The organism is Corynebacterium sp. FDAARGOS 1242, assembly GCF_016889985.1.
Classification (GTDB): Bacteria; Actinomycetota; Actinomycetes; order Mycobacteriales; family Mycobacteriaceae; genus Corynebacterium; species Corynebacterium minutissimum_B.
The window spans coordinates 2,279,943-2,298,876 of the sequence record NZ_CP069568.1; the positions used below are offsets into that span (position 1 = coordinate 2,279,943).

Genomic DNA, 18,934 nt, shown 5'->3' on the forward strand with positions numbered 1-18,934 from the left:
CTTTAGTCCACTTCAAAGGATTTCCGCGTGCTGCGGAAAATGACCCAGCGCTGCACAAGGAAGTTGATAATTGTCGCCGTTCCCTGCGCAATGACGAAAGCCACGGCAAGCGCCCACGAGGAAGGCCAGTCCAGCGTGTGGTCAAAGAAGGGGAATGCCCAGCGATACAGAAGAATATTGATCGCATAGGTCATGGCGTAGGTAGCGATGACAGCCGCAAAGCGACGCTTCGACGCGTTCGCATTGAAGGTCCACCGCCGATTAAGCAAGTACGCCACGAGGGTGCCGACGGAAAAACCGATGGTGCGAGACACCACATCGCCAAACAAGTCCAAGCCGATTTGGAAGAGCCAGGTAATGGAGACGTCGATAACCGCGGCGATTGCTCCCGTAATAGCGAACTTCGCGCCCTGCGCATGCAGGGAATTCGACTGGGAGAGGCGTTCGGCGCGAGTGGGCATAGCAGGGAGTTTACTTGCCCTTGAAAATGAATACGCGCTGAATAGCGAAGTTGGTCACCGTTGCCACGCCCTGCGCGATGACGAAAGCAATGGTGTCTTTGAGGGCACCCTCAAAGCCCACGCTAATAAGAGGAGCGTTGAGCACCCAGTAGAGGAAGTTCTGCACCGCGAAGGTGGATAGATAAAGCATGCCCACTGCACCGGCGGTACGGCCGGAAACCTGTGCGCCAAAGGTCCACCGAGCATTAGCCACGTAGGCTGCGATGGTGCCAAAGACCCAGCCGATGGCCTTGGCAAGCGAACGGTGCAGGCCGAGATAAGTAAGGAATAAGGTGAGGCCATAATCAATGGCTGCGGTGAAGACACCGACGGAGACGAAGCGGAAAAGCTGCGTCTTCAGAGTGGAGTCACCAGTCGAGGTTGGTTTAGTCACGGCGGAATACTCTACCCGCGTACCAGGGCACGGTAAATGTCCAAGCGATCCACCGGCGCGGCGGCATTAACGCCATAGGCTCCTAAGGACGCCAAGACGTCAAGGGATGCAGAGCACAAGTCACGGATCTCAGGGCCGCGAAGCTCCTCGCCATCATCATCGACCCAGCCCAGCGCCGCCATCGACGTTTCCACAACGGAATCCGTCAGCTCACGGCCACCCATACAGGACAGTGCCAGAGCCATAGACCAGAAGGCATCCTTGCCCTCGTTGGTGACCTCTCGTGGCAACGTGCGCAATTGGCTAAGTGTGGAGGCATCGACGGTTATGTCGCGATGCAGGTCTAGCGCTTGGAGGAGCGGGACGAAGTCGTAGAGCCGGGTGCGCTCAATGAGCGCACGGACAGGGGCGACGACCAACTCGAGGACCTCGTCGATGGTTTCTTGACCCGTGAGTTCCGCATTAACAGCGGTGAGATCAAACGGCGTGTGGAAAGAACCAGAGCCGCCCACGCAGAGCGCCTCAGGGGTGCCGCCATCGCGCGGGTAGGTCTCGACCACAACAACCTCGAAATCCCACAACCCCCAGGCATAATCCATTTGCTCACCTTCGCGGCGAAGGAATTCGCGCACGGTGTGATGCGGATCAATGCGCTCGCCGCGGGCGTCGTGGTGCTCGAAGAAGTGCCACGGTGAATCTTCTTCCGGCAGGCCGAAGCAAACCTCGAGAATGTGGTGAAGCTCGTTGAGCGTCAGCGCGTCAGAGAAACCAATCTGGCGGTGCACTTCAGCGTCCGCGCGGACGTTGGAGACCTGGCAGAGCAAGGTACGAGCGGCATCGCCACGATCGGCGCGGACCTGCGCCAGATCTGTGACCTTTGAGCTCATGGGCCCCACCATACGCATTTTTAGTTGCGGGCGGCGTTCTCGCGCGCCTCCAGCTCGCTCAGAACGAAGACGAGCGCAGCACCGATGGCGCCCCACACAGTCCATGGCTTGGACACTCCGCGGCGGCGAATGAAGCCCACGAGGCTCTGCTGAGTCTTGATGGAAAGCCAGCCGCCAAGCACCAGAATGCCGAAGGCAACTGGGATGGCCCACACGGGGACGTCGGGAGTCTCCGGCTCCGGCTGGTCCTCGTGGCTCTCCGCGTTGACGTAGGCTACGAGCGCACCGAATCCGAGGAAAGACAACACGTAGGCGCAGACCAGGGTGGTCTTATTCTTGATCCAGTCGGGGAACGCCGTCATGATGCCGACGGCTACGGCCTGGGTGATACGGCCGGGCAAGGTGTCATCCAGCGCATAATAATCGGTCTTGGGTGAAGTCATACCGCCCCACTTTAGGCGGACGGTAGGCTACCGTGCATGTACTCCTCCAAGAAAGAGCACCTCACCCCGGCGCAGCGCGCGGCTCACGACGACCGCGCTGAGGACGATAAGCGCCACGGCCACTTTCTGGCCACCGAGCACACCGCATTGCCTCTCGACGGTTTCATGACCAGGCTCATCGCCGAAGAGCTGCCAATCCTCGATTCTGCCTCGCGGACGCGAGTATACGAGATCCTCCGCGAGTATGAGGGACCGGAGATTACGAGCCAAAAGGAACTGCCAAAGGAGATCCAAGACATCATGGATCTGTACTAAGGCCGTACTCTTAGTACCCTTAACCCGCACTAAAGCAGACACAACCGGACAGTACGGCTGTCCGGTTAGTTTTGTATGTGTACCTAATCTCACGTTTTCCCTCACGCCATATGCCTCTGTTGCTATGTAGGGTGGATAATCGACCCATCACATCGAGTCAAAAGAAGAAGAGATGGAACTGCATACTACTGAGAAGTCCCTGTACGGTTGGGGCCGCACTGCGCCGTCGACCGCTCACGTCTTGTCCACTCCAGACGTCGACGTCATCAAAACTGCCGTTGCCCAGGTTGCTGAAGACAACGCCGATAAACCATCCCACCTGCGCCGCGGTGTTATCGCCCGCGGCATGGGCCGCTCCTACGGTGACCCCGCCCAGAACGGCGGCGGCCTCGTCATCGATATGCAGCCCCTCAACAACATCCACTCCATCGATCCGGAGTCGGGCATCGTCGACGTTGACGGTGGCGTCACCTTGGACCAGCTCATGAAGGCCGCCCTTCCCTACGGCCTGTGGGTCCCAGTCCTGCCGGGTACCCGCCAGGTCACCATCGGTGGCGCCATTGGCCCAGATATTCACGGTAAGAACCACCACTCTGCAGGTTCCTTCGGTAACCACGTCGTCTCCATGGAGCTGCTCGTGGCCGATGGCCGCGTCCTGCACCTGACCCCGGAAGGCTCAGATGAGGATCCGGAAGGCGAGCTCTTCTGGGCCACCGTCGGTGGCATGGGCCTGACCGGCATCATCCTCCGCGCCAAGATCAAGATGACCAAGACGGAGACCGCCTACTTCATCGCGGATACCGACCGCACAAGCAATCTTGATGAGACCGTAGCCTTCCACTCCGATGGTTCGGAGCACAACTACACGTACTCCTCCGCGTGGTTCGACGTCATCTCCCCAGAGCCGAAGCTGGGCCGCTCCACCATTTCCCGTGGCTCCTTGGCCACGCTGGCACAGCTGGAAGAGCTCGCCCCGAAGCTGGCGAAGGATCCGCTGAAGTTCAACGCCCCGCAGCTCATGACTGTTCCGGATATCTTCCCGAACTTCACCATGAACAAGCTATCCCTCATGGCCATCGGTGAGGCGTACTACCTCATGGGGTCCCCGGCGCGTAACCAGGTCAAGAACCTCACGCAGTTCTACCAGCCGCTGGATCTCATCGGCGAGTGGAACCGTGGCTACGGATCCAACGGCTTCCTGCAGTACCAGTTTGTGGTGCCGACCGACGCCGTCGAGCCCTTCAAGGACATCATCCGCGACATGCAGAAGTCCGGTCACTACTCTGCCCTGAACGTGTTTAAGCTTTTCGGCCCGGGTAACAAGGCTCCGCTGTCTTACCCGATGCCGGGCTGGAACGTCTGCGTGGACTTCCCCATTAAGCCGGGCCTGGGCGCTTTCCTCGACGATCTGGATAACCGCGTCATGGAGTTTGGCGGCCGCCTCTACTTGGCCAAGGAGTCCCGCACCTCGGCGGAGAAGTTCCATAAGATGTACCCAGGCATGGAAGGCTGGCTCAAGACCCGCAACGAGATTGACCCGACCGGCGTCTTTGCCTCCGATATGTCCCGCCGCCTCGAGCTGCACTAGAAAGGAACCACCTCATGCTGAATGCAGTAGGCCAAGCACAACACATCCTCCTTCTCGGCGGAACCTCCGAAATCGGCTTGGGCATCGTCGAGGAATTCCTCGAGCGCGGCCCAGCCAAGGTCACTCTGGCGGCTCGTGCCGACTCACCGCGCATCGCGGATGCCCGCGCAACCATCGAGTCCCGCGGTGGCGACGTCGAGGTCATTGACTTTGACGCGACTGACTTCGAGGGCCACGAGGGCGTCGTCAAGCGCGCGTTTGAGCGTGGCGATGTGGACGTCGCCATCATCGCCTTCGGTACCCTCGGTGACCAGGAAGAACTGTGGCAGGACCAGGCCAAGGCCGTGGCGTCTGCGCAGACCAACTACACCGCACCGGTCTCCCTCGGTGTGCTGTTGGGGCAGAAGTTCAAGGAGCAGGGTCACGGCACCATCGTGGCACTGTCTTCCGTCGCAGGTATGCGCGTGCGCCGCTCCAACTTTGTCTACGGCGCCTCCAAGGCCGGCGTCGATGGCTTCTTCATCAACCTGGGCGAGGCCCTGCGCGGATCCGGTGCCAAGGTGCTCGTGGTCCGCCCGGGCCAGGTGCGTACGAAGATGTCCGCCGACGCTGGTGAGGCACCGCTGACCGTCAACGTCTCTGACGTGGCTAAGGCCACCGTCAAGGCAGTGTTGGATGGCAAGCAGTCCATCTACGTGCACCCGCTCTTCGAGTACGTGTCCTTGGGCTTCAAGTTCATCCCGCAGGCAATCTTCCGAAAGCTGCCGTTCTAAAGTTCCGCTAAGTCCGTGGCGTGTGGGAGACTTGAAGCATGACTGAGTCCTCTGCCATGTCCCCCGCCATGGAATATGACGCTGACCGTCTCTCGCGTCGCGCCAGCCTTGTGGGCATCGCCGCCGCCGCTCTCGGCGGCGGCCTCATCACGCTCCTTGGCTTCTTTGCGTTCAAAACGGTCTCCTTGCCCGCTTTTAGCACCTCTATGGTCACTCGTGCTCTCAGCACGACGGGAACGGTGCTGACCGTCGGACTCGTCGGCGCGCTGTGCGTGTGGTGGCTCTTTGACGAGCACAATGGCACCCAGCGCCCACGCTGGCGCTCGTGGCTCACGATTGCGCTGTGCTACATCTCGCCTGCCCTGCTGACCCTCGCCACCATCGGCCTGCCGCTCTCGGCATCGCGCCTGTGGCTTGATGGCGTCCAGGTGGACCAAGTCTTTCGTACCCAATTCCTGACCCGTGCCGCTGAGGCCAGCTCCTATGCGGACATGAACTACGAGGGGCTGCCCACGTTCTATCCCTTGGGCTGGTTCTGGATGGGCGGCCGCTTGGCTAATCTTCTCAATATGCCTGGCTGGGAGGTCTACCAGCCGTGGGGACTCATCTCGCTGGCAGTAGCCGGATGCATCCTTGTTCCCCTGTGGCAGCGTTTGGTCAGTTCCCTTCCCGTGGCCACCGCTATCGCGCTGACCACGACCGCGGTGACGCTCACTCTAGGTGCCGAAGAGCCGTACTCCGCGGTCATCGCCATGGGCGTGCCTGCGGTCGCCCTCCTGTGTTCCCGCGCTTTCGACGGCTCCTGGTTCGCAACGCTCGCTATTGCTCTCTACCTGGGTATCTCCGCGTGCTTCTACACGCTGTACACCGGCGCGGTGTCGCTGACTATCGTCACGCTCATCGCCCTCGTCATCTGTGTATCAGAGCGAACCTGGACTCCCCTCGTGCATCTCGCCGCCATCGCCGTCGGTTCCTTGGCCGTAGCGGCCATCGCCTGGACTCCCTATATCCTTGGTGTCCTGCAGGCCACCAGTCCTTTGGAATCCGCCGCGCAGCACTACCTTCCGGAGGAAGGGACCCAGATCCCTGCGCCTTTCCTCTCACTATCGGTCATCGGCATGCTCAGCCTTATTGGACTGGTGTATTTGGTGTTGCGCATCGATGAGCCGGACCTGCGTTCACTGAGCACCGCACTCGTAGGTACTTACCTGTGGACTGTGGCCTCCATGGTCATGACCCTGGCTGGCCACACGTTGTTGGGCTTCCGCCTCGAAATCGTCGTGGTACTTCTCTTCACCACTGCCGGCATCCTCGCGCTCGCGGATGTCCGGTTGATGGGGCTGCCTAGCCTCTACCCAGCACACATGATCGGTACCACGAGCAAGCGAGTCACGCTTGCCTTCGCCATTATCTTGGGCATGGGCGGCGTCTATTATGCCCAGCAGATCCCTGCCACCAACGAATCAGCCCTCGATCATGCCTATACCGACACGGATGGTTACGGCGAGCGCGCGGATCGCTACACCAGCGATTCCGCTGCTAACTATGGCAAGATTCGAGAGTTCATCGACGCTCAGGGCTATGAGGCTAACGACACCGTCGTACTCACCGACGAAAAACTCTTCATGGCCTACAACCCTTACTACGGGTTCAACGCCTTCACCAGCCACTACGCCAACCCGCTCGGTGAGTTCACCACCCGTAACCTGCAGATTGAGGATTGGGCGAAGGGATCCTGGGAGCAGACGCCCGATGAGTTTGCGGCGTCTCTCGATTCCTCGCCCTGGCGCGCACCCGATGTCCTCATCTTCCGCGGTGATGTGGAAGAACCCGGGGACGGATACAAGACGCACTTGGCGGAGGATATCTACCCGAACCAGCCCAACGTGCGCTACCGTGCGGTGTTCTTCAACCCCGAGGTTTTTGAAAAGGGTTGGGAATTAACCCAAATTGGCCCCTTCGTTGTGGCGGCGCGTACATAACAGCATTTCTCAATACGGCGAGGCAGTAACGTACACTGATCGCCGTGTCAGATAGGAAAACCTCAGCCCCGCAGTCGTTGCGGCTCACCGCCATCATCGCCGGTCTCATCGGCTTTCTGTGCTTTGTGGCCACGCCGCTGCTGCCGGTGAACCAGACCCAGTCCTCCTTCGATTGGCCTCAGCAGAACTCCCTGCAGTCCATCAACGCACCACTCATCTCTGTGGCACCGGAGGAGATTGAGGCAGAGATCCCCCTGGCGGCCGTCGATAAGCTCCGCGAAGGCCAAGACCTGCTCTACGGCACCATTCCGCCAGAGTCGAAGAAGGCCTCCAACCGCGGCATGTTCGTCCGCGCCGGCGAGGATGGGCTTTCCGTCACCAGCCTCGACGAGGTGCTGTTCTCACTTACCCCGGAGCAGGTGGCGAAGCTGCCTGACGACGCCACCCTCAGCATCAATGCCACAGAGGACGGCACCACCGTCACCGTGGGCAAGCACACAACCACCTCTGACGAGGACATGCGCCCGCAGGTCACCGGTGTCTACACCGAGATCGACGACACCCCGGAGAACCTCCAGGAACTTGGAAACGACCTGCACATCCACGTGGAGGTTAACTCCCGATTCACGTCCTCGCCCACAGTGCTCAAGCTCATCGCCATGTGGCTGGGCTTGGCAATGGTCGTGGTCAGCCTGGTGTGCCTGTGGCGCATTGACCGCCTCGATGGCAAGCGCCATGGTTTCATGCCGGAGACGTGGAAGCAGATCCGCCCGCTGGATGGCGTCGTGGCCGCCATCCTCGGTTGGTGGTACATCTTCGGTTCCAATACCTCTGACGATGGCTTCATCCTCACCATGGGCCGTGTCTCGGATCACGCGACCTATATGGCGAACTACTACCGCTGGTACGGCGTCCCCGAGGCGCCGTTTGGCGCGCCCTACTATGACCTCGTGGCGTGGCTTTCCCAGCTCTCCAGCGCCTCTATCGTCGTGCGCCTGCCCTCCCTTATTTCGGCGCTGATCATTTGGTTCATCCTTTCACGTGAGATGCTGCCGCGCTTCGGAGCCCGCGTCAACGAGAGGCGCCTGGCACACTGGACCGCCGCGTTCATGTTCCTGGCCTTCTGGTTGCCGTACAACAACGGCATCCGCCCTGAGCCCATCGTGGCGCTCGGCGTTATGGTGACGTGGGCTTCCTTTGAGCGTGCCATTTCCACCCGCCGCCTCCTGCCGGCAGCAGTGGGCACCATCGTTGCGTCCATTACCCTGGCCGCAGGTCCGACGGGCCTGACGGCTGTAGGCATCTTCCTGGTGTGCCTGCCCGCGCTCTTCCGCATCATGGGCGAACGGGCACAGCAGGTGGGATGGCTGGCCCTCATCGCCCCGTTCCTCGCCAGCGGCACCGCTGTCATGGTGGCGGCCTTTGGTGATCAAACCTTGGCCTCGGTTCTCGAGTCCACGCGCGTGCGCTCCCAGGTGGGCCCCTCGCTGCCGTGGTACTCAGAGTTCGTGCGCTACTCCACGCTCTTTGAACCTTCCGTGGACGGCTCGCTCACGCGCCGCTTTGCCATGTTCACCATGCTCTTCTGCTTGGCGCTCATTATTTACGCCTTCATCAAGAACCACCGCGTGGTTGGTGCGGAGGTCGGTCCTACCCAGCGCCTGCTCGCCATCATGGCACTGTCGGCATTCTTCCTCATGTTTACCCCGACGAAGTGGACACACCACTTCGGCATTTATGCAGGCATCGCCGGTGTTATTGCCGCACTTGGCTCCGTGGTTCTTTCCCAGATCGCCATGCGCTCGCCGCGCGCCCGCACCTTCTCTATCGCCGCGGTAATTTTCCTCATGGCGATCTCCCTGGGCGGCTGGAACGCCTGGTGGTACGTCTCCTCCTTCGGCATCCCGTGGTGGGACCGAACCGTGCAGTTCAAGGCCATCGAGGCCAACACGGTGGTGCTGGCCATCGGCATGGTGGTGCTGGCTATTGGCCTCTACCAGTCGCTGGTTCACGATTACCGCAAGAACAAGGCCGAGGCCAACGGCACCCTCGAGGAGTTTGAGAAGGCATCCGCCGCCAAGGTTTCGCGCTGGGCCGGCGTCATGTCCGCTCCGATTGCCGCTGCCTGCATCCTCATCGTGGCCTTCTCCTGTGCCTCCTTTGCCAAGGGCTACGTAGCCCAGGCGGATTCCTACTCAGTGGGCAAGGGCAACCTCGCGTCTCTGCGCGGTAATGTGTGCTCCTTGGCAGATTCCACCCTGGTGGAGACCAACACCAACGATGCCTTCCTCAGCCCAGTCGAGGGCGAGTTCAAGAACTCGCTCGTGAACAAGAAGGAAGACAACTACGGTTTCGGCCCCAACATGATCAAGGAGGATATCGAGCCGGAGAACCTCAACTCGGCGTCGGTAGGCGCCATTGCAAACACCACCGGTGATTCTTCGGCCTCGTCCAACGAGCAGAAAGAGCTCACTGAGACCACGGAGAACGAGGAGAAGGCCGCCGAAGTTACTGACTCCTCCGCGGGTGGTGTGCGCGGCACCTTGGGCGTCAACGGTTCGGAGATGCACCTGCCCTTCAACCTGGATTACACCAAGGTCCCGGTCATGGGTTCCTATTCTGAGTCGCAGCGCTCCTCCGCCACCATCACGACGCAGTGGTACAACCTGCCGGAAGAGTCCGAGAACACCCCGGTCCTGGCGGTGTCTGCCGCAGGCAAGATTTACCACCACGACGTCAACGGCGTGGAGCAAGAAGGTACTGAACTCACCTTGGAATACGGCACTCTCAGAAACGGCAAGGTCACGAACACGGGTGAAGCCGAGCTTTCCGACGTCGGCGCGACGCCGAAATGGCGCAACCTCCGCATCGCCCTCCAGGATCTGCCGGAAGAGGCCAACGTGGTGCGCCTCGTAGCGGTCGATGACTCCACGGATGAGGACGATTGGATGGCCTTTACCCCGCCGCGCGTTCCGGAGCTGGCCACGATTAACTCGCAGTTCGATTCCGGTACCCCGGCTCTCCTGGACTGGTCGGTAGCCTTGCAGTTCCCGTGCCAGCGCACCTTTGACCACTATGCCGGCGTGACGGAGATTCCGCAGTTCCGCATTCTTCCCGACGCCGCCGCACAGACCTCCCTGACGGACTTCCAGTCCTTCTCCGGCGGTGGCGCCATGGCCACGGCGGAGGCAGTGAACTACTCCTACGAGATCCCGAGCTACCTCAACAACGATTGGGCGCGCGATTGGGGCTCCATTGAGAAGTACGAGCTGCGCACGAACTCCCAGGGTGACGCCCCCATCGAGGCGGATATCAACCACGAGGTCATCCAGCGCTCCGGGCTGTGGAAGAACTCGGAGATGAAGATTCGCCCCGAGTGGGAAAAGTAAAGCTAGACGGGCCTAGCTAAGAAGTTGAGGCGGCGGACTTGAGAAAGTCCGCCGTTTCTTTAATGCGCTGACGGGCCACCGTCGGGGTGGAAATTCGGTGCATCGACACGTACTCGGTGGTCTCGGCTCCGGGGATGTCGACGCGCGCGGCAATCTCATCCTGCAGCGCGGTCTGGACAAGGATGCGCGAATACTGGGCGGCCAGCGCCTCCTCGTCGAGGGCGTAGTCGCCACGGATCTCCTCCGGTAGCTTTTCCAGCGCGCCGAAGTCGGGGAAGGTGAGCAGGAGGGCGTCGGCAGGCACGAGCGCCGCTAGTGCGCCGCCGGAGGAATAGCCCCACACCGTGACGTGTTCCGCACCGTGGGAGCGGGAATAATCGACGGCCGCTTGAACGGACTCAACCATGTCCGCCACGGTGTGCTCAGGCGCGAGTGGGTAATCGACGTCAATGATGGTGGTTCCGGATAGCTGCGCTGCCGCGGCCACTTCGGGGCGCCACTGCATCTCCAGTGCCTTGCCGTCTCCGCGCCACCAGCCACCAGAGTGCAGAGACACTGCCCAGCGGCGGCCGTCAGCATCTGACGGTTCAAAGATCGCCCCGACCTCAGAATCTTGGACGCTGACGCCTTCCGTAAACGCCGTCCCCGGCAAGGAATGATCGACCGCAGAGCCCAGGACCATCATCGAGGCCTGCACGATGCGATCTGGCAGCAGGGCACAGTAGCGATCCGCATCCGGCGACCCGCCGCCGGCCCACGGTGGGCGGAAATCCGGTAGCGGGTAGTGCACCTCCATGTAGGAGGAGAGCTGTTCCAGTTGTTCTTCCGGTGTTAGCTGGCGGTCAGTACCGCCGATGGTCCACTCACTCATGGCACCCCAGGGTACTACCAGATAGTGACGCGCTCCTCCGGTGCGATGCCGCCTTCGACGTCGAAGGCCTGGTAGAACTCATCGATGTTCTCCGCGATGATATTGCAGCGGAATTCCGCCGGGGAGTGCGGATCGATGGCGAGGTACTGGGCGGCCATCTCCGGGCGGATAGCGGTGCGCCATACGCGCGCCCAGGCCAGGAAGAAGCGCTGCAGGCCGGTGTACTCGTGCTGCGCCAGTTCCGGTTCAGCGCCTTCGGCCTCAAACGGTGCCACCTGGCCATTGATATCGAGGCCCTTATCGGCGCAGTAGTTCTTGTACGCCACCACAGCGATGCCCAGTCCACCCAGGTCACCGATGTTCTCACCCAAGGTGAAGCTGCCGTTCACGCCGGCAGAGTCGGTACCTTCCAGCACCTTCGGTACCTTGCCCTGATACTGGTCCACGAGCTTGGCGGTGAGCTTCTCAAAGGCGGCGCGGTCCTCCTCGGTCCACCAAGAGTTGAGGTTGCCCTGGCCGTCGTACTGCGAGCCTTGGTCGTCGAAGCCGTGGCCAATCTCGTGGCCGATGACCGCGCCAATCGCGCCGAAATTCTCCGCGGCGTCTGCCTCTGGGTTGTAGAAAGGCGGGCGCAGAATAGCAGCCGGGAAGGTGATGTCATTGACCACCGGGTTGTAGAAGGCGTTGACGGTTTGCGGGGTGGAGAACCACTCATCGCGGTCCGCCGGCTTGCCAATCTTGGCCAGCTCGTAGTCGTGGTTCCACGCGCTACCCGCGCGCACATTCGCCACTAGGTCCGCGCCCTTGGGAGAAAACTCCAAGTCGGAATAATCACGCCACGTGTCCGGGTAGCCGATCTTGGCCTTGAACTGGGAGAGCTTCTCCAGCGCGCGCTCGCGAGTGGCCGGGGTCATCCACTCCAACTGAGAGATGCGCTCGCGGTAAGCGGCGGTGAGGTAATCCACCAGCTCATCCATCTCGGATTTGGAGGACGGCGGGAAGTGCTTGTCCACGAAGACCTTGCCAATCTCCTGTCCCACCATGTTTTCCGCCAGGCCCACGGCGCGCTTCCAGCGGTCGCGCTGCTCTGTGGCGCCCGAGAGCGCGGTGCCGTAGAACTCGAAGTTCTTACGGCCAATCTCCTCGGTGAGGTAGGGCGCGCGGGAAAGCAGGATGTGCCACGTGGCCCACAGCTGCCAATCTGCCATGCGGCCAGCGGTGAACAGGCCCTCAAGGTGCTCAAAATAAGAAGGCATCATTGCCACCGCGCGGTGCTCCGGCAGTCCCCCACCCTTCAGGATGGCGCGGGTGATGCTGGGCAGCTTGGCGACGTCCACCGGGTTATACGTCTTCACCGCATCGCGCGAGGCCACCACGTCCCAGTGGCCGGCCGCAAGCTCCTTTTCTAGGGCCACGATACGGGTCGCTGCGGTTTCTGCACCGAGGCCAAACAGGCGAGCCGGGTCGAGGAAACCCAGCATGGCGGCCATGTGCTTTTCATAGGCGGCAAGGACCTCAGCGTGGGCCTCCTCGCGGTAATAGGCCTCATCAGGCAGGCCGAGGCCGGACTGAATGATGTAGGCCACCGCATCTTCAGAGTTCGAGTCCTTTTCGACCCAGAACGTCACCGGCGCACCCACGCCTTCGCGCTCAAGCACACCGAGGTTGTGGGCAAGCTCCTCGGGGTCAGCGGCGACTAGCTTGTCTAGGTCAGCTGCCAGAGTATCGGTACCCGCAGCATTGACTCCCTCCGTGTCCATATGGGAGGCGTAGAGGGTTCCTGGGCAGCCAGAATCCTCCTTGACGATGTCATGGACAAGCTCTTCGGCTTCATCGCGTAGTGCGTGGAATGTTCCGTCTACTCCGCGGTCATCTGGGATGACGTGGGATTCAACCCACGGGCCGTTAACAAATTGGTACAGATCCTTCATGCACGCCACTCTATGTCAGAAGCACACGTTAGTGTGGTGCGCATGACTTCTTATCGTTTTCCGCCGGCGAAGATGACGGGACCTTTCTTCGCCGTGCTCGGGGCAACCCTCCTTGTCCTTGGTTCGCCCGCTGTACTGAGCTTGGCCTTGCCCGAGCGCGAACCTGAGATGGAAGAGGTGGTGCTCGATGACCCTGACTGGCGCCAGCCCATCGACGGTCTGAAATGCAGCGTGAACCATGATTCCATGGCCAACCAGGCCTGGGACTGCGGCGATACCTTGGTCGAGGCCTATGTCACCGAAGGCGTCGAGGACGATGAACTCGCTCTGCGCCGCGCCGTGCGTGCCACCAATTTCGAGGGCATGCCGCGGGAAGAGGACGTTAAAGATGTCGGGGGCATTCTTACCCTTGAAAAAGATGGCTTCATTCCGGTCTTCGCCTTCAGCGTGGCCAAAGGCGATCTCAATTATCAAATCGTGTTCTCCGATGGTGACCCGACCGACCTTGCCCAGCAGTTTATGGAGGCTTTCCGATGAGCAAGGTTTTCCGAATCACCCTGTGGATCATCATTGGTCTGTGCCTACCTATTTCCCTGTTTAACCTGCTCGGCATTTTCTTCGTGGCTCCGCTGCCGGGCCTCGTAAGTCTCATCATCGGCTTCGCCTTCTTGGCGCTGGGCCTGTTCCTGTGGAGTCGCAGTCCGATGTGGGCAAGACCGGGGAAAGGGTGGGCGTCGGCAAGCGTGCTCTGGGGCGCTGGTGCTGCCGTGACCTTAGCGCTGCTGTCAGCGACCCCACTGACCGACCTCTCCGTGGGCCTAGGCTGGGAGGAATCCATGATGTCCTGGGGTGGTGCCTACCCGGAGGAATTTGCTAAGGCCCTCGGCGTGGTCTTCGTCCTCCTCAGCTTCCGCCAGCTCAACCGGCCCTGGCACGGCTTCATCGTCGGCGCGCTCGTCGGCTGGGGTTTCGAGGTCCTAGAAAACTGCCTATACTCCGCCATGGGTGCCTTGATGCACCACTCGTCGGACTGGATAGGCATGTTCCAGATGTGGGGCCTGCGCCTTGTGGCCGGGCCATGCCTGCACATGTGCTTCACGGCCATCGCCGGTTTTGGCATTGGCTGGGCCATCTACGCCGCACATAAGCCCTGGTGGTGGCGCCTCGGCATCGGCGTGGGCGCGCTGTTTTTCTCCTTCTGCCTCCACTTTGCGTGGAACTACATGTGGGATGAGACCTGGCAGCTGATTACGCAGTATGTCCTCGTGGCGCTCATCATGTACCCGACGGTCATCTACCTGGGCATCCGCGCCCACCGGCTGGCCAAGAACGATGACACCTATTCACACTCGCCGGGCTCCGCAAGCTTGCGATGAGCTTTGAACAAGAAAAATTTCAGGAACAGAAAGGAAGACGAAAGAAGACACGCCTTTTTACGCCCAAGTACTGATCCGCCTTTAGGCGATGAATCTAACGGTTTTTCGGCCCTAATCACAGGTATGATGATCCCCAGCAAAGGCCAAGACCTGACCTCGGTCAGGTGAACACCAGATTTCCAGTCCGAGTCTACTAAAAGTAGATAAACCTCACCGAAGGTCAAGTCTTAACCAGTAAGGGAAGAGTTTAGATGCGGATTTCTTCATCTCCCTTCGGGGGCATTAAGTAGGAACAAATTAGAGCAGCCACAGCGCATACTAGGCCCACCACCAAAGCCGCACGATAGCCGTTAATCACTTCACCTGATGACAATGACTTCGAAACCATCGAAGCCATGATTCCAGTTCCGACACCGGCCCCCAAATTGAAAGCAGCTGAGGTGAGCCCCGGAAGGACTCCCGGTCGTTCTTCTGACGCATATAGGACACCAGTTGTATTCAGCGTGGTATTCGTCCCAGCTACATATGTGGCGCCCATTAAGAAAGAAAGGGCGAAAAGTGCCCACTCATTGGCTAAACCAAAAAGCCACATGCAGAGAATTAGAATGACAGAACCGAACAATCCCAATCTCAGAACCCTACGATAGCCAACCGTAGGAGCTATCTTTCCGACTAGCGGTGAAAGTGCCCATCCAAGTAAGGAGAAGGGCATTAGGTACAGCAACGCTGATTTCGTGCCCGACATCGCAAATCCAGATTCATCCTGGGAGAAGGCAGGAACAATATAAAGAAGCGTCGAAAATGCAGATGCTAAAGCAAAGAACGTAGTTCCCAGCTGGCCCCATGTAGTTCGAGATTTCATCTCCTGAATGCTTACTAGCGGCACCTCGGCATGCTTCTCTTGGAAATAAAAACCCACCGAGAACACGAACGCTGCAGCGACAAAAAGGATGGTCCAGAAACTAGTCCAACCGGTGGCTGAAAATCCGAGAGTCAGTGCCATATTCGCACACCAAAGAGAGCCGGTGAGAGTCAAAGCACCCAGCCAATCCATGCCCCCCGCGCCCTCAACTCGAGTATCAGGAACGGTTACAAGAACTAATAAGAGCGCGAGAATCGCAACAGTAAGTATGACCCATACGATACCTTTATAACCCCAAGTATCGACGATTAGTCCACCGATTAGCGTATCAACGCCACCAACTCCGGCATTCATCGCTGCAACGATACCGATGTACAGGCCATACTTTTTTGGATCTAGCATAGCGTGCAACGTTAAATTACTAAGGGCAAATGTAGCACCGACAAATCCCTGCAAAGCACGGCCAAAAATAAGTGCCGCCGGACTACTCGTAAACAGAACAATCAGAGTTCCGATCAGCATTACCGAAACAGAAACAACGAGAATCCTTTTCCTACCCACCAAGTCCGAGAAAGGGGGAAGAAAAATTGCTAGGGCAGCTGCTACGGCAAGGAATACGGTAGAACTCCAGCCAATCACTCCAACATTTGTATCAAGCTCGGCTGCCATATCCGAGACTGCCGGCGACAGCATCGTTGCATTCAGCTGGAAGCTAGCAACTACCAATATCAATGAGACTAGAACGAGAACCGGACGCGCAGGCTTTCCTCTTACATCGTCAACCACTGTACGAACAAGGTTCTGAGTCTCCATGTCACTGCACCCACATTTCCTGATTTGGTTCTGTTTCAGTCGTCAAAACCTGATCCAGAAGGCTAAAGAAGGCATGATGGTCCACCTTCTCGATGACAGTAGCGTTAGGTTCCAAGTCAAACTTCGACCAAGCCATCGCGGCATATCCCCTTGTTAAAGGTGAACCCGTTTCGACATCCACCCGGTAACGCTGTGATTCCTTAACCATTTCCGGGTACAAAAAGTAGCCAGAGTCATGGAATCTGGGTGTGTGGACCCGTCGATACCGACAGACTCATTAAAGGATAGAGTCGTGTCGCACACAGCTTTGAAGAATTTCGCGACCGCAGTACCTTTATTAGCTTTTTGGTTGTATATTTCTCGCGAAATTGTGGCGTCTTTTAATGTGACAGGATCCCAAGGGAGTATGACGACATCTTCGAAGCCTGCGTTGAGAACTATACTCGCCGCTTCTGGATCAACGTAGAAGTTAAACTCCGCAGACGCAGTAATGTTTCCACGTCCATTATTTGATCCGCCCATAATATAGAGCGACTTAACATTTCTTACGAAATCTCGATCTTTAACCACAGCAGTAGCAATGTTCGTCAAAGGACCAATCGCTACTACCGAAACTTGACCTGGACGCTCAGACGTGATTCGCAGAAGTGCGTCGACCGCATGCTCAGCCTCTACTCGGCAATTCGAAAAGTCCATCGTAAGGCCTCCGGTGCCATCACCATGGACATTTTCAGCCGATGCCCATGGCTGTAGCATGGGCTGGGAACACCCGACATGTACTGGAACCTCGTTTTCTTTTCCGGCACAATTAAGCGTCAGATGAGCATTTTTGACTTGTCGCTCAAACCCCACGTTCCCTGCAACCATCGTGATGGCTTCCAACGAAGCAACCTTATCTAAAAGGCCTAATAGTATGGCAACACAGTCGTCTTGTGCCGTATCAGTGTCGAGAATAAATGGTTTCTTGTCCATTCTCGCTACCCCATTCAGTAACTGTTAGCGCCATTGTCAGCGCCGCTTACGATTGCGATCGAATTTGAAGAACCTACAAGGGATGCTCCAGCCTTTAGCAGTTCAAGCGCATGCTCGAATGTCGAAATTCCACCCGACCCTTTGACTTGAATCCCCTCGGGCGCAAGTTCTTTCAAGAATTTTATGGACTCAACACTCGCCTTCTCGACAGCGCCGGAAGAGGCATTTTTCAATACTTTCGCACCTGCCTCAATAGCCAGCTCTACAGCTATTTTACGTTCCTCTATCGAGAGCAATGGAAGCTCGAGCATGACTTTGACAGGAACGCCGGCTTCGACCACTCCGGCAATATCATCCCGGAACTTTTTATATTCTTTATCTTTCAACCATCCGATTTGCACACCAATGTCGATTTGTGTGGCACCTAGGCGTACAAGTTCCTCAGCCTCAGCAGCCTTGCCCCTTGAAGTCATCACTCCGGTAGTAGGGAAGTCTAGAGCGGAGGCGATTTCTACGCCTGTCCCTCGGAGCACATCGGCCGTGATAGGGACACAGGAGCCTGCTACCATCGCAGCATTGAAGCCAAACTCTGCAGCTTCTTCGGCATGGCGAATAGATTGCTCCCTGGTTGTGCCAATCCCAATTTTTGTGTGTTGAATATAGGGAGCAATCTCTTTAGGTTGCGTGATCATTTCTGGGGTTATGATGTTAGGCATTTTCACTCCTCATTGCCTCGTACTTCATTCTTGCTAGCGAATAGGCTACGGAGTTACTACTCCGTAGCGCTGTTTCAATTGTTCCTTTGTGGGAAGCGCCGTTATCACCCCCTCCTTCTCCACCGTAAAAGCACCATTGTGGACGGCAAATTTAGCTGCATCCTTGGCGCTCACTCCTGCCAACATCGCTGTAGCCAGAGCACCATTGAAAGAATCGCCTGCACCCGTAGTGTCTACGACGCGCTCAGGGATCACGGGAAATATCGTCGTTGCTTCCCCTTTCAGTTCGGATGTCGCGACAAGACACCCTTCCCCGCCGTTTGTCATAACCACATCGATATCAAATGCTTCACTGACTTTTGCCGCAATTACGCTCGACGGTGAATTTTCGGAAATGCAATCCGGCTCAAAATCCCAGAGTAATTGCGCAGCCTCTGTCCTATTTGGCGTTACTACGTCAATGTTTTTCCAGTCCTCTGCCGAAAGCTTGGGCGCTGGGGCTGGATTTAGAATCACTAGGCAACCGTTTTCGCGCCCGAGGGAAATGGCTTCTCGAACTGCTTCTAAAGGAATTTCACATGAAACAAGAACACAATCAGCTTCTCGAAAAGCCTCTTCATGCTGTCGCACATGGGATGCACCATAATCAGCCAGCACTCCATCGGCGATGATGATCCTATTTTCGCCTGATTGGTCCGTCACGATGCAGCCCATCATCGTCGATCCTTCTAATTGATCTACGTGACTACTCTCAATCCCCTCTCGCTCCCACATTGCTTTTGCTTGTTCAGCGAATTTATCGGAGCCTACTGCTGTCAGTAAGCCCACCGAAGACCCCAAGCGCGAAGCAGCGACAGCTTGATTGGACCCCTTACCACCATGCTCTTCACTCATTCGGGCTCCACTTACAGTTTCACCGTCAGCTGGCGCATGCGTGGTGAAGAAACTCAATCCAATACCATATCCTCCCACCACTAGAAGTTTCATAGATTATCCTTTCATCGCGAACGGAACCTTGATGAGACTTATGTCACCTTTAATGGCCATCAAGTCTTGCATCACCATTAGCCTAACATCTAGTGGACATCCATGGACATCTTTTGATAACTTTTCCTGTTTGCG

General features: G+C 58.2%; 17 protein-coding genes. 7 read left to right on the forward strand and 10 right to left on the reverse strand.

Features of this window, described 5'->3' with window-relative positions:
• Positions 1–2: 2 nt before the first annotated feature.
• The 4 genes from I6J72_RS10900 to I6J72_RS10915 are packed head-to-tail and all read right to left on the reverse strand — an operon-like array spanning position 3 to position 2,224.
• Entirely contained in the window at positions 3–461 is a 459-nt protein-coding gene (locus I6J72_RS10900; RefSeq protein WP_070670880.1) for a GtrA family protein, read from the reverse strand.
• Positions 462–471: 10 nt separating this feature from the next.
• The gene (locus I6J72_RS10905; protein ID WP_070670952.1) at positions 472–861 is read right to left on the reverse strand and encodes a GtrA family protein; all 390 of its coding nucleotides are present in this window, start codon (positions 859–861) and stop codon (positions 472–474) included.
• A gap of 44 nt (positions 862–905) precedes the next feature.
• Positions 906–1,781: a plasmid pRiA4b ORF-3 family protein gene (locus tag I6J72_RS10910; protein ID WP_239107339.1), complete on the reverse strand. Its 876-nt coding sequence runs from the start codon at positions 1,779–1,781 to the stop codon at positions 906–908.
• A gap of 20 nt (positions 1,782–1,801) precedes the next feature.
• Positions 1,802–2,224: a hypothetical protein gene (locus I6J72_RS10915; RefSeq protein ID WP_204099189.1), complete on the reverse strand. Its 423-nt coding sequence runs from the start codon at positions 2,222–2,224 to the stop codon at positions 1,802–1,804.
• Between the two features lie 36 nt (positions 2,225–2,260).
• Here I6J72_RS10915 and I6J72_RS10920 point away from each other — a divergent pair, with 36 nt between their 5' ends.
• The 5 genes from I6J72_RS10920 to I6J72_RS10940 all read left to right on the forward strand — a co-directional run bounded on the left by I6J72_RS10920 (position 2,261) and on the right by I6J72_RS10940 (position 10,271).
• Complete coding sequence (locus I6J72_RS10920; RefSeq protein ID WP_070670886.1) at positions 2,261–2,539, forward strand: hypothetical protein; 279 nt, start codon at positions 2,261–2,263, stop codon at positions 2,537–2,539.
• A gap of 172 nt (positions 2,540–2,711) precedes the next feature.
• Complete coding sequence (locus I6J72_RS10925; RefSeq protein WP_204099190.1) at positions 2,712–4,127, forward strand: FAD-binding oxidoreductase; 1,416 nt, start codon at positions 2,712–2,714, stop codon at positions 4,125–4,127.
• Positions 4,128–4,141: 14 nt separating this feature from the next.
• A complete protein-coding gene (locus I6J72_RS10930) occupies positions 4,142–4,900 on the forward strand; it encodes a decaprenylphospho-beta-D-erythro-pentofuranosid-2-ulose 2-reductase (RefSeq protein WP_204099191.1) in 759 nt (252 codons plus the stop codon).
• Positions 4,901–4,938: 38 nt separating this feature from the next.
• A complete protein-coding gene (locus I6J72_RS10935) occupies positions 4,939–6,882 on the forward strand; it encodes a galactan 5-O-arabinofuranosyltransferase (protein ID WP_204099192.1) in 1,944 nt (647 codons plus the stop codon).
• 44 nt (positions 6,883–6,926) lie between these two features.
• Positions 6,927–10,271 carry an arabinosyltransferase domain-containing protein gene (locus I6J72_RS10940; protein ID WP_204099193.1) on the forward strand — a complete coding sequence of 1,115 codons (3,345 nt, stop codon included), beginning with the start codon at positions 6,927–6,929 and terminating at the stop codon, positions 10,269–10,271.
• A gap of 16 nt (positions 10,272–10,287) precedes the next feature.
• Here I6J72_RS10940 and I6J72_RS10945 read toward each other — a convergent pair whose 3' ends face one another.
• Both I6J72_RS10945 and I6J72_RS10950 read right to left on the reverse strand, forming a co-directional pair.
• The gene (locus I6J72_RS10945; RefSeq protein ID WP_204099194.1) at positions 10,288–11,142 is read right to left on the reverse strand and encodes an alpha/beta hydrolase; all 855 of its coding nucleotides are present in this window, start codon (positions 11,140–11,142) and stop codon (positions 10,288–10,290) included.
• Between the two features lie 14 nt (positions 11,143–11,156).
• Positions 11,157–13,073 carry a M13 family metallopeptidase gene (locus I6J72_RS10950; RefSeq protein ID WP_204099195.1) on the reverse strand — a complete coding sequence of 639 codons (1,917 nt, stop codon included), beginning with the start codon at positions 13,071–13,073 and terminating at the stop codon, positions 11,157–11,159.
• A 42-nt stretch (positions 13,074–13,115) separates the two neighbouring features.
• Here I6J72_RS10950 and I6J72_RS10955 point away from each other — a divergent pair, with 42 nt between their 5' ends.
• Positions 13,116–13,610 carry a hypothetical protein gene (locus I6J72_RS10955; RefSeq protein WP_070670954.1) on the forward strand — a complete coding sequence of 165 codons (495 nt, stop codon included), beginning with the start codon at positions 13,116–13,118 and terminating at the stop codon, positions 13,608–13,610.
• Positions 13,607–14,449, forward strand: coding sequence for a PrsW family intramembrane metalloprotease (locus I6J72_RS10960; RefSeq protein WP_204099196.1), 843 nt, complete (start codon positions 13,607–13,609; stop codon positions 14,447–14,449). The genes I6J72_RS10955 and I6J72_RS10960 overlap by 4 nt, the downstream gene beginning before the upstream one ends.
• Positions 14,450–14,696: 247 nt before the next feature.
• On the opposite strand, the gene I6J72_RS10965 is transcribed toward I6J72_RS10960, so the two are convergent.
• The 4 genes from I6J72_RS10965 to I6J72_RS10980 form a co-directional block, all read right to left on the reverse strand.
• The gene (locus I6J72_RS10965; RefSeq protein ID WP_204099197.1) at positions 14,697–16,124 is read right to left on the reverse strand and encodes an MFS transporter; all 1,428 of its coding nucleotides are present in this window, start codon (positions 16,122–16,124) and stop codon (positions 14,697–14,699) included.
• A gap of 153 nt (positions 16,125–16,277) precedes the next feature.
• Positions 16,278–17,096 (reverse strand): nucleoside hydrolase, encoded by an 819-nt coding sequence (locus tag I6J72_RS10970; protein WP_204099198.1) that lies wholly within the window; start codon positions 17,094–17,096, stop codon positions 16,278–16,280.
• Between the two features lie 14 nt (positions 17,097–17,110).
• The gene (gene deoC / locus I6J72_RS10975) at positions 17,111–17,812 is read right to left on the reverse strand and encodes a deoxyribose-phosphate aldolase (protein ID WP_204099199.1); all 702 of its coding nucleotides are present in this window, start codon (positions 17,810–17,812) and stop codon (positions 17,111–17,113) included.
• A gap of 45 nt (positions 17,813–17,857) precedes the next feature.
• On the reverse strand, positions 17,858–18,799 hold the full coding sequence (locus I6J72_RS10980) for a ribokinase (RefSeq protein WP_204099200.1): 942 nt from the start codon (positions 18,797–18,799) through the stop codon (positions 17,858–17,860).
• Positions 18,800–18,934: the final 135 nt, after the last annotated feature.

Bases quoted from the DNA above. Each gene is read 5' to 3' on its own strand.
- deoC (WP_204099199.1), bottom strand. From the start codon at position 17,812: ATGCCTAACATCATAACCCCAGAAATGATCACGCAACCTAAAGAGATT.
- I6J72_RS10925 (WP_204099190.1), top strand. From the start codon at position 2,712: ATGGAACTGCATACTACTGAGAAGTCCCTGTACGGTTGGGGCCGCACT.
- I6J72_RS10950 (WP_204099195.1), bottom strand. From the start codon at position 13,073: ATGAAGGATCTGTACCAATTTGTTAACGGCCCGTGGGTTGAATCCCAC.
- I6J72_RS10930 (WP_204099191.1), top strand. From the start codon at position 4,142: ATGCTGAATGCAGTAGGCCAAGCACAACACATCCTCCTTCTCGGCGGA.
- I6J72_RS10960 (WP_204099196.1), top strand. From the start codon at position 13,607: ATGAGCAAGGTTTTCCGAATCACCCTGTGGATCATCATTGGTCTGTGC.
- I6J72_RS10945 (WP_204099194.1), bottom strand. From the start codon at position 11,142: ATGAGTGAGTGGACCATCGGCGGTACTGACCGCCAGCTAACACCGGAA.
- I6J72_RS10910 (WP_239107339.1), bottom strand. From the start codon at position 1,781: ATGAGCTCAAAGGTCACAGATCTGGCGCAGGTCCGCGCCGATCGTGGC.
- I6J72_RS10980 (WP_204099200.1), bottom strand. From the start codon at position 18,799: ATGAAACTTCTAGTGGTGGGAGGATATGGTATTGGATTGAGTTTCTTC.
- I6J72_RS10970 (WP_204099198.1), bottom strand. From the start codon at position 17,096: ATGGACAAGAAACCATTTATTCTCGACACTGATACGGCACAAGACGAC.
- I6J72_RS10955 (WP_070670954.1), top strand. From the start codon at position 13,116: ATGACTTCTTATCGTTTTCCGCCGGCGAAGATGACGGGACCTTTCTTC.
- I6J72_RS10920 (WP_070670886.1), top strand. From the start codon at position 2,261: ATGTACTCCTCCAAGAAAGAGCACCTCACCCCGGCGCAGCGCGCGGCT.
- I6J72_RS10935 (WP_204099192.1), top strand. From the start codon at position 4,939: ATGACTGAGTCCTCTGCCATGTCCCCCGCCATGGAATATGACGCTGAC.
- I6J72_RS10965 (WP_204099197.1), bottom strand. From the start codon at position 16,124: ATGGAGACTCAGAACCTTGTTCGTACAGTGGTTGACGATGTAAGAGGA.
- I6J72_RS10915 (WP_204099189.1), bottom strand. From the start codon at position 2,224: ATGACTTCACCCAAGACCGATTATTATGCGCTGGATGACACCTTGCCC.
- I6J72_RS10900 (WP_070670880.1), bottom strand. From the start codon at position 461: ATGCCCACTCGCGCCGAACGCCTCTCCCAGTCGAATTCCCTGCATGCG.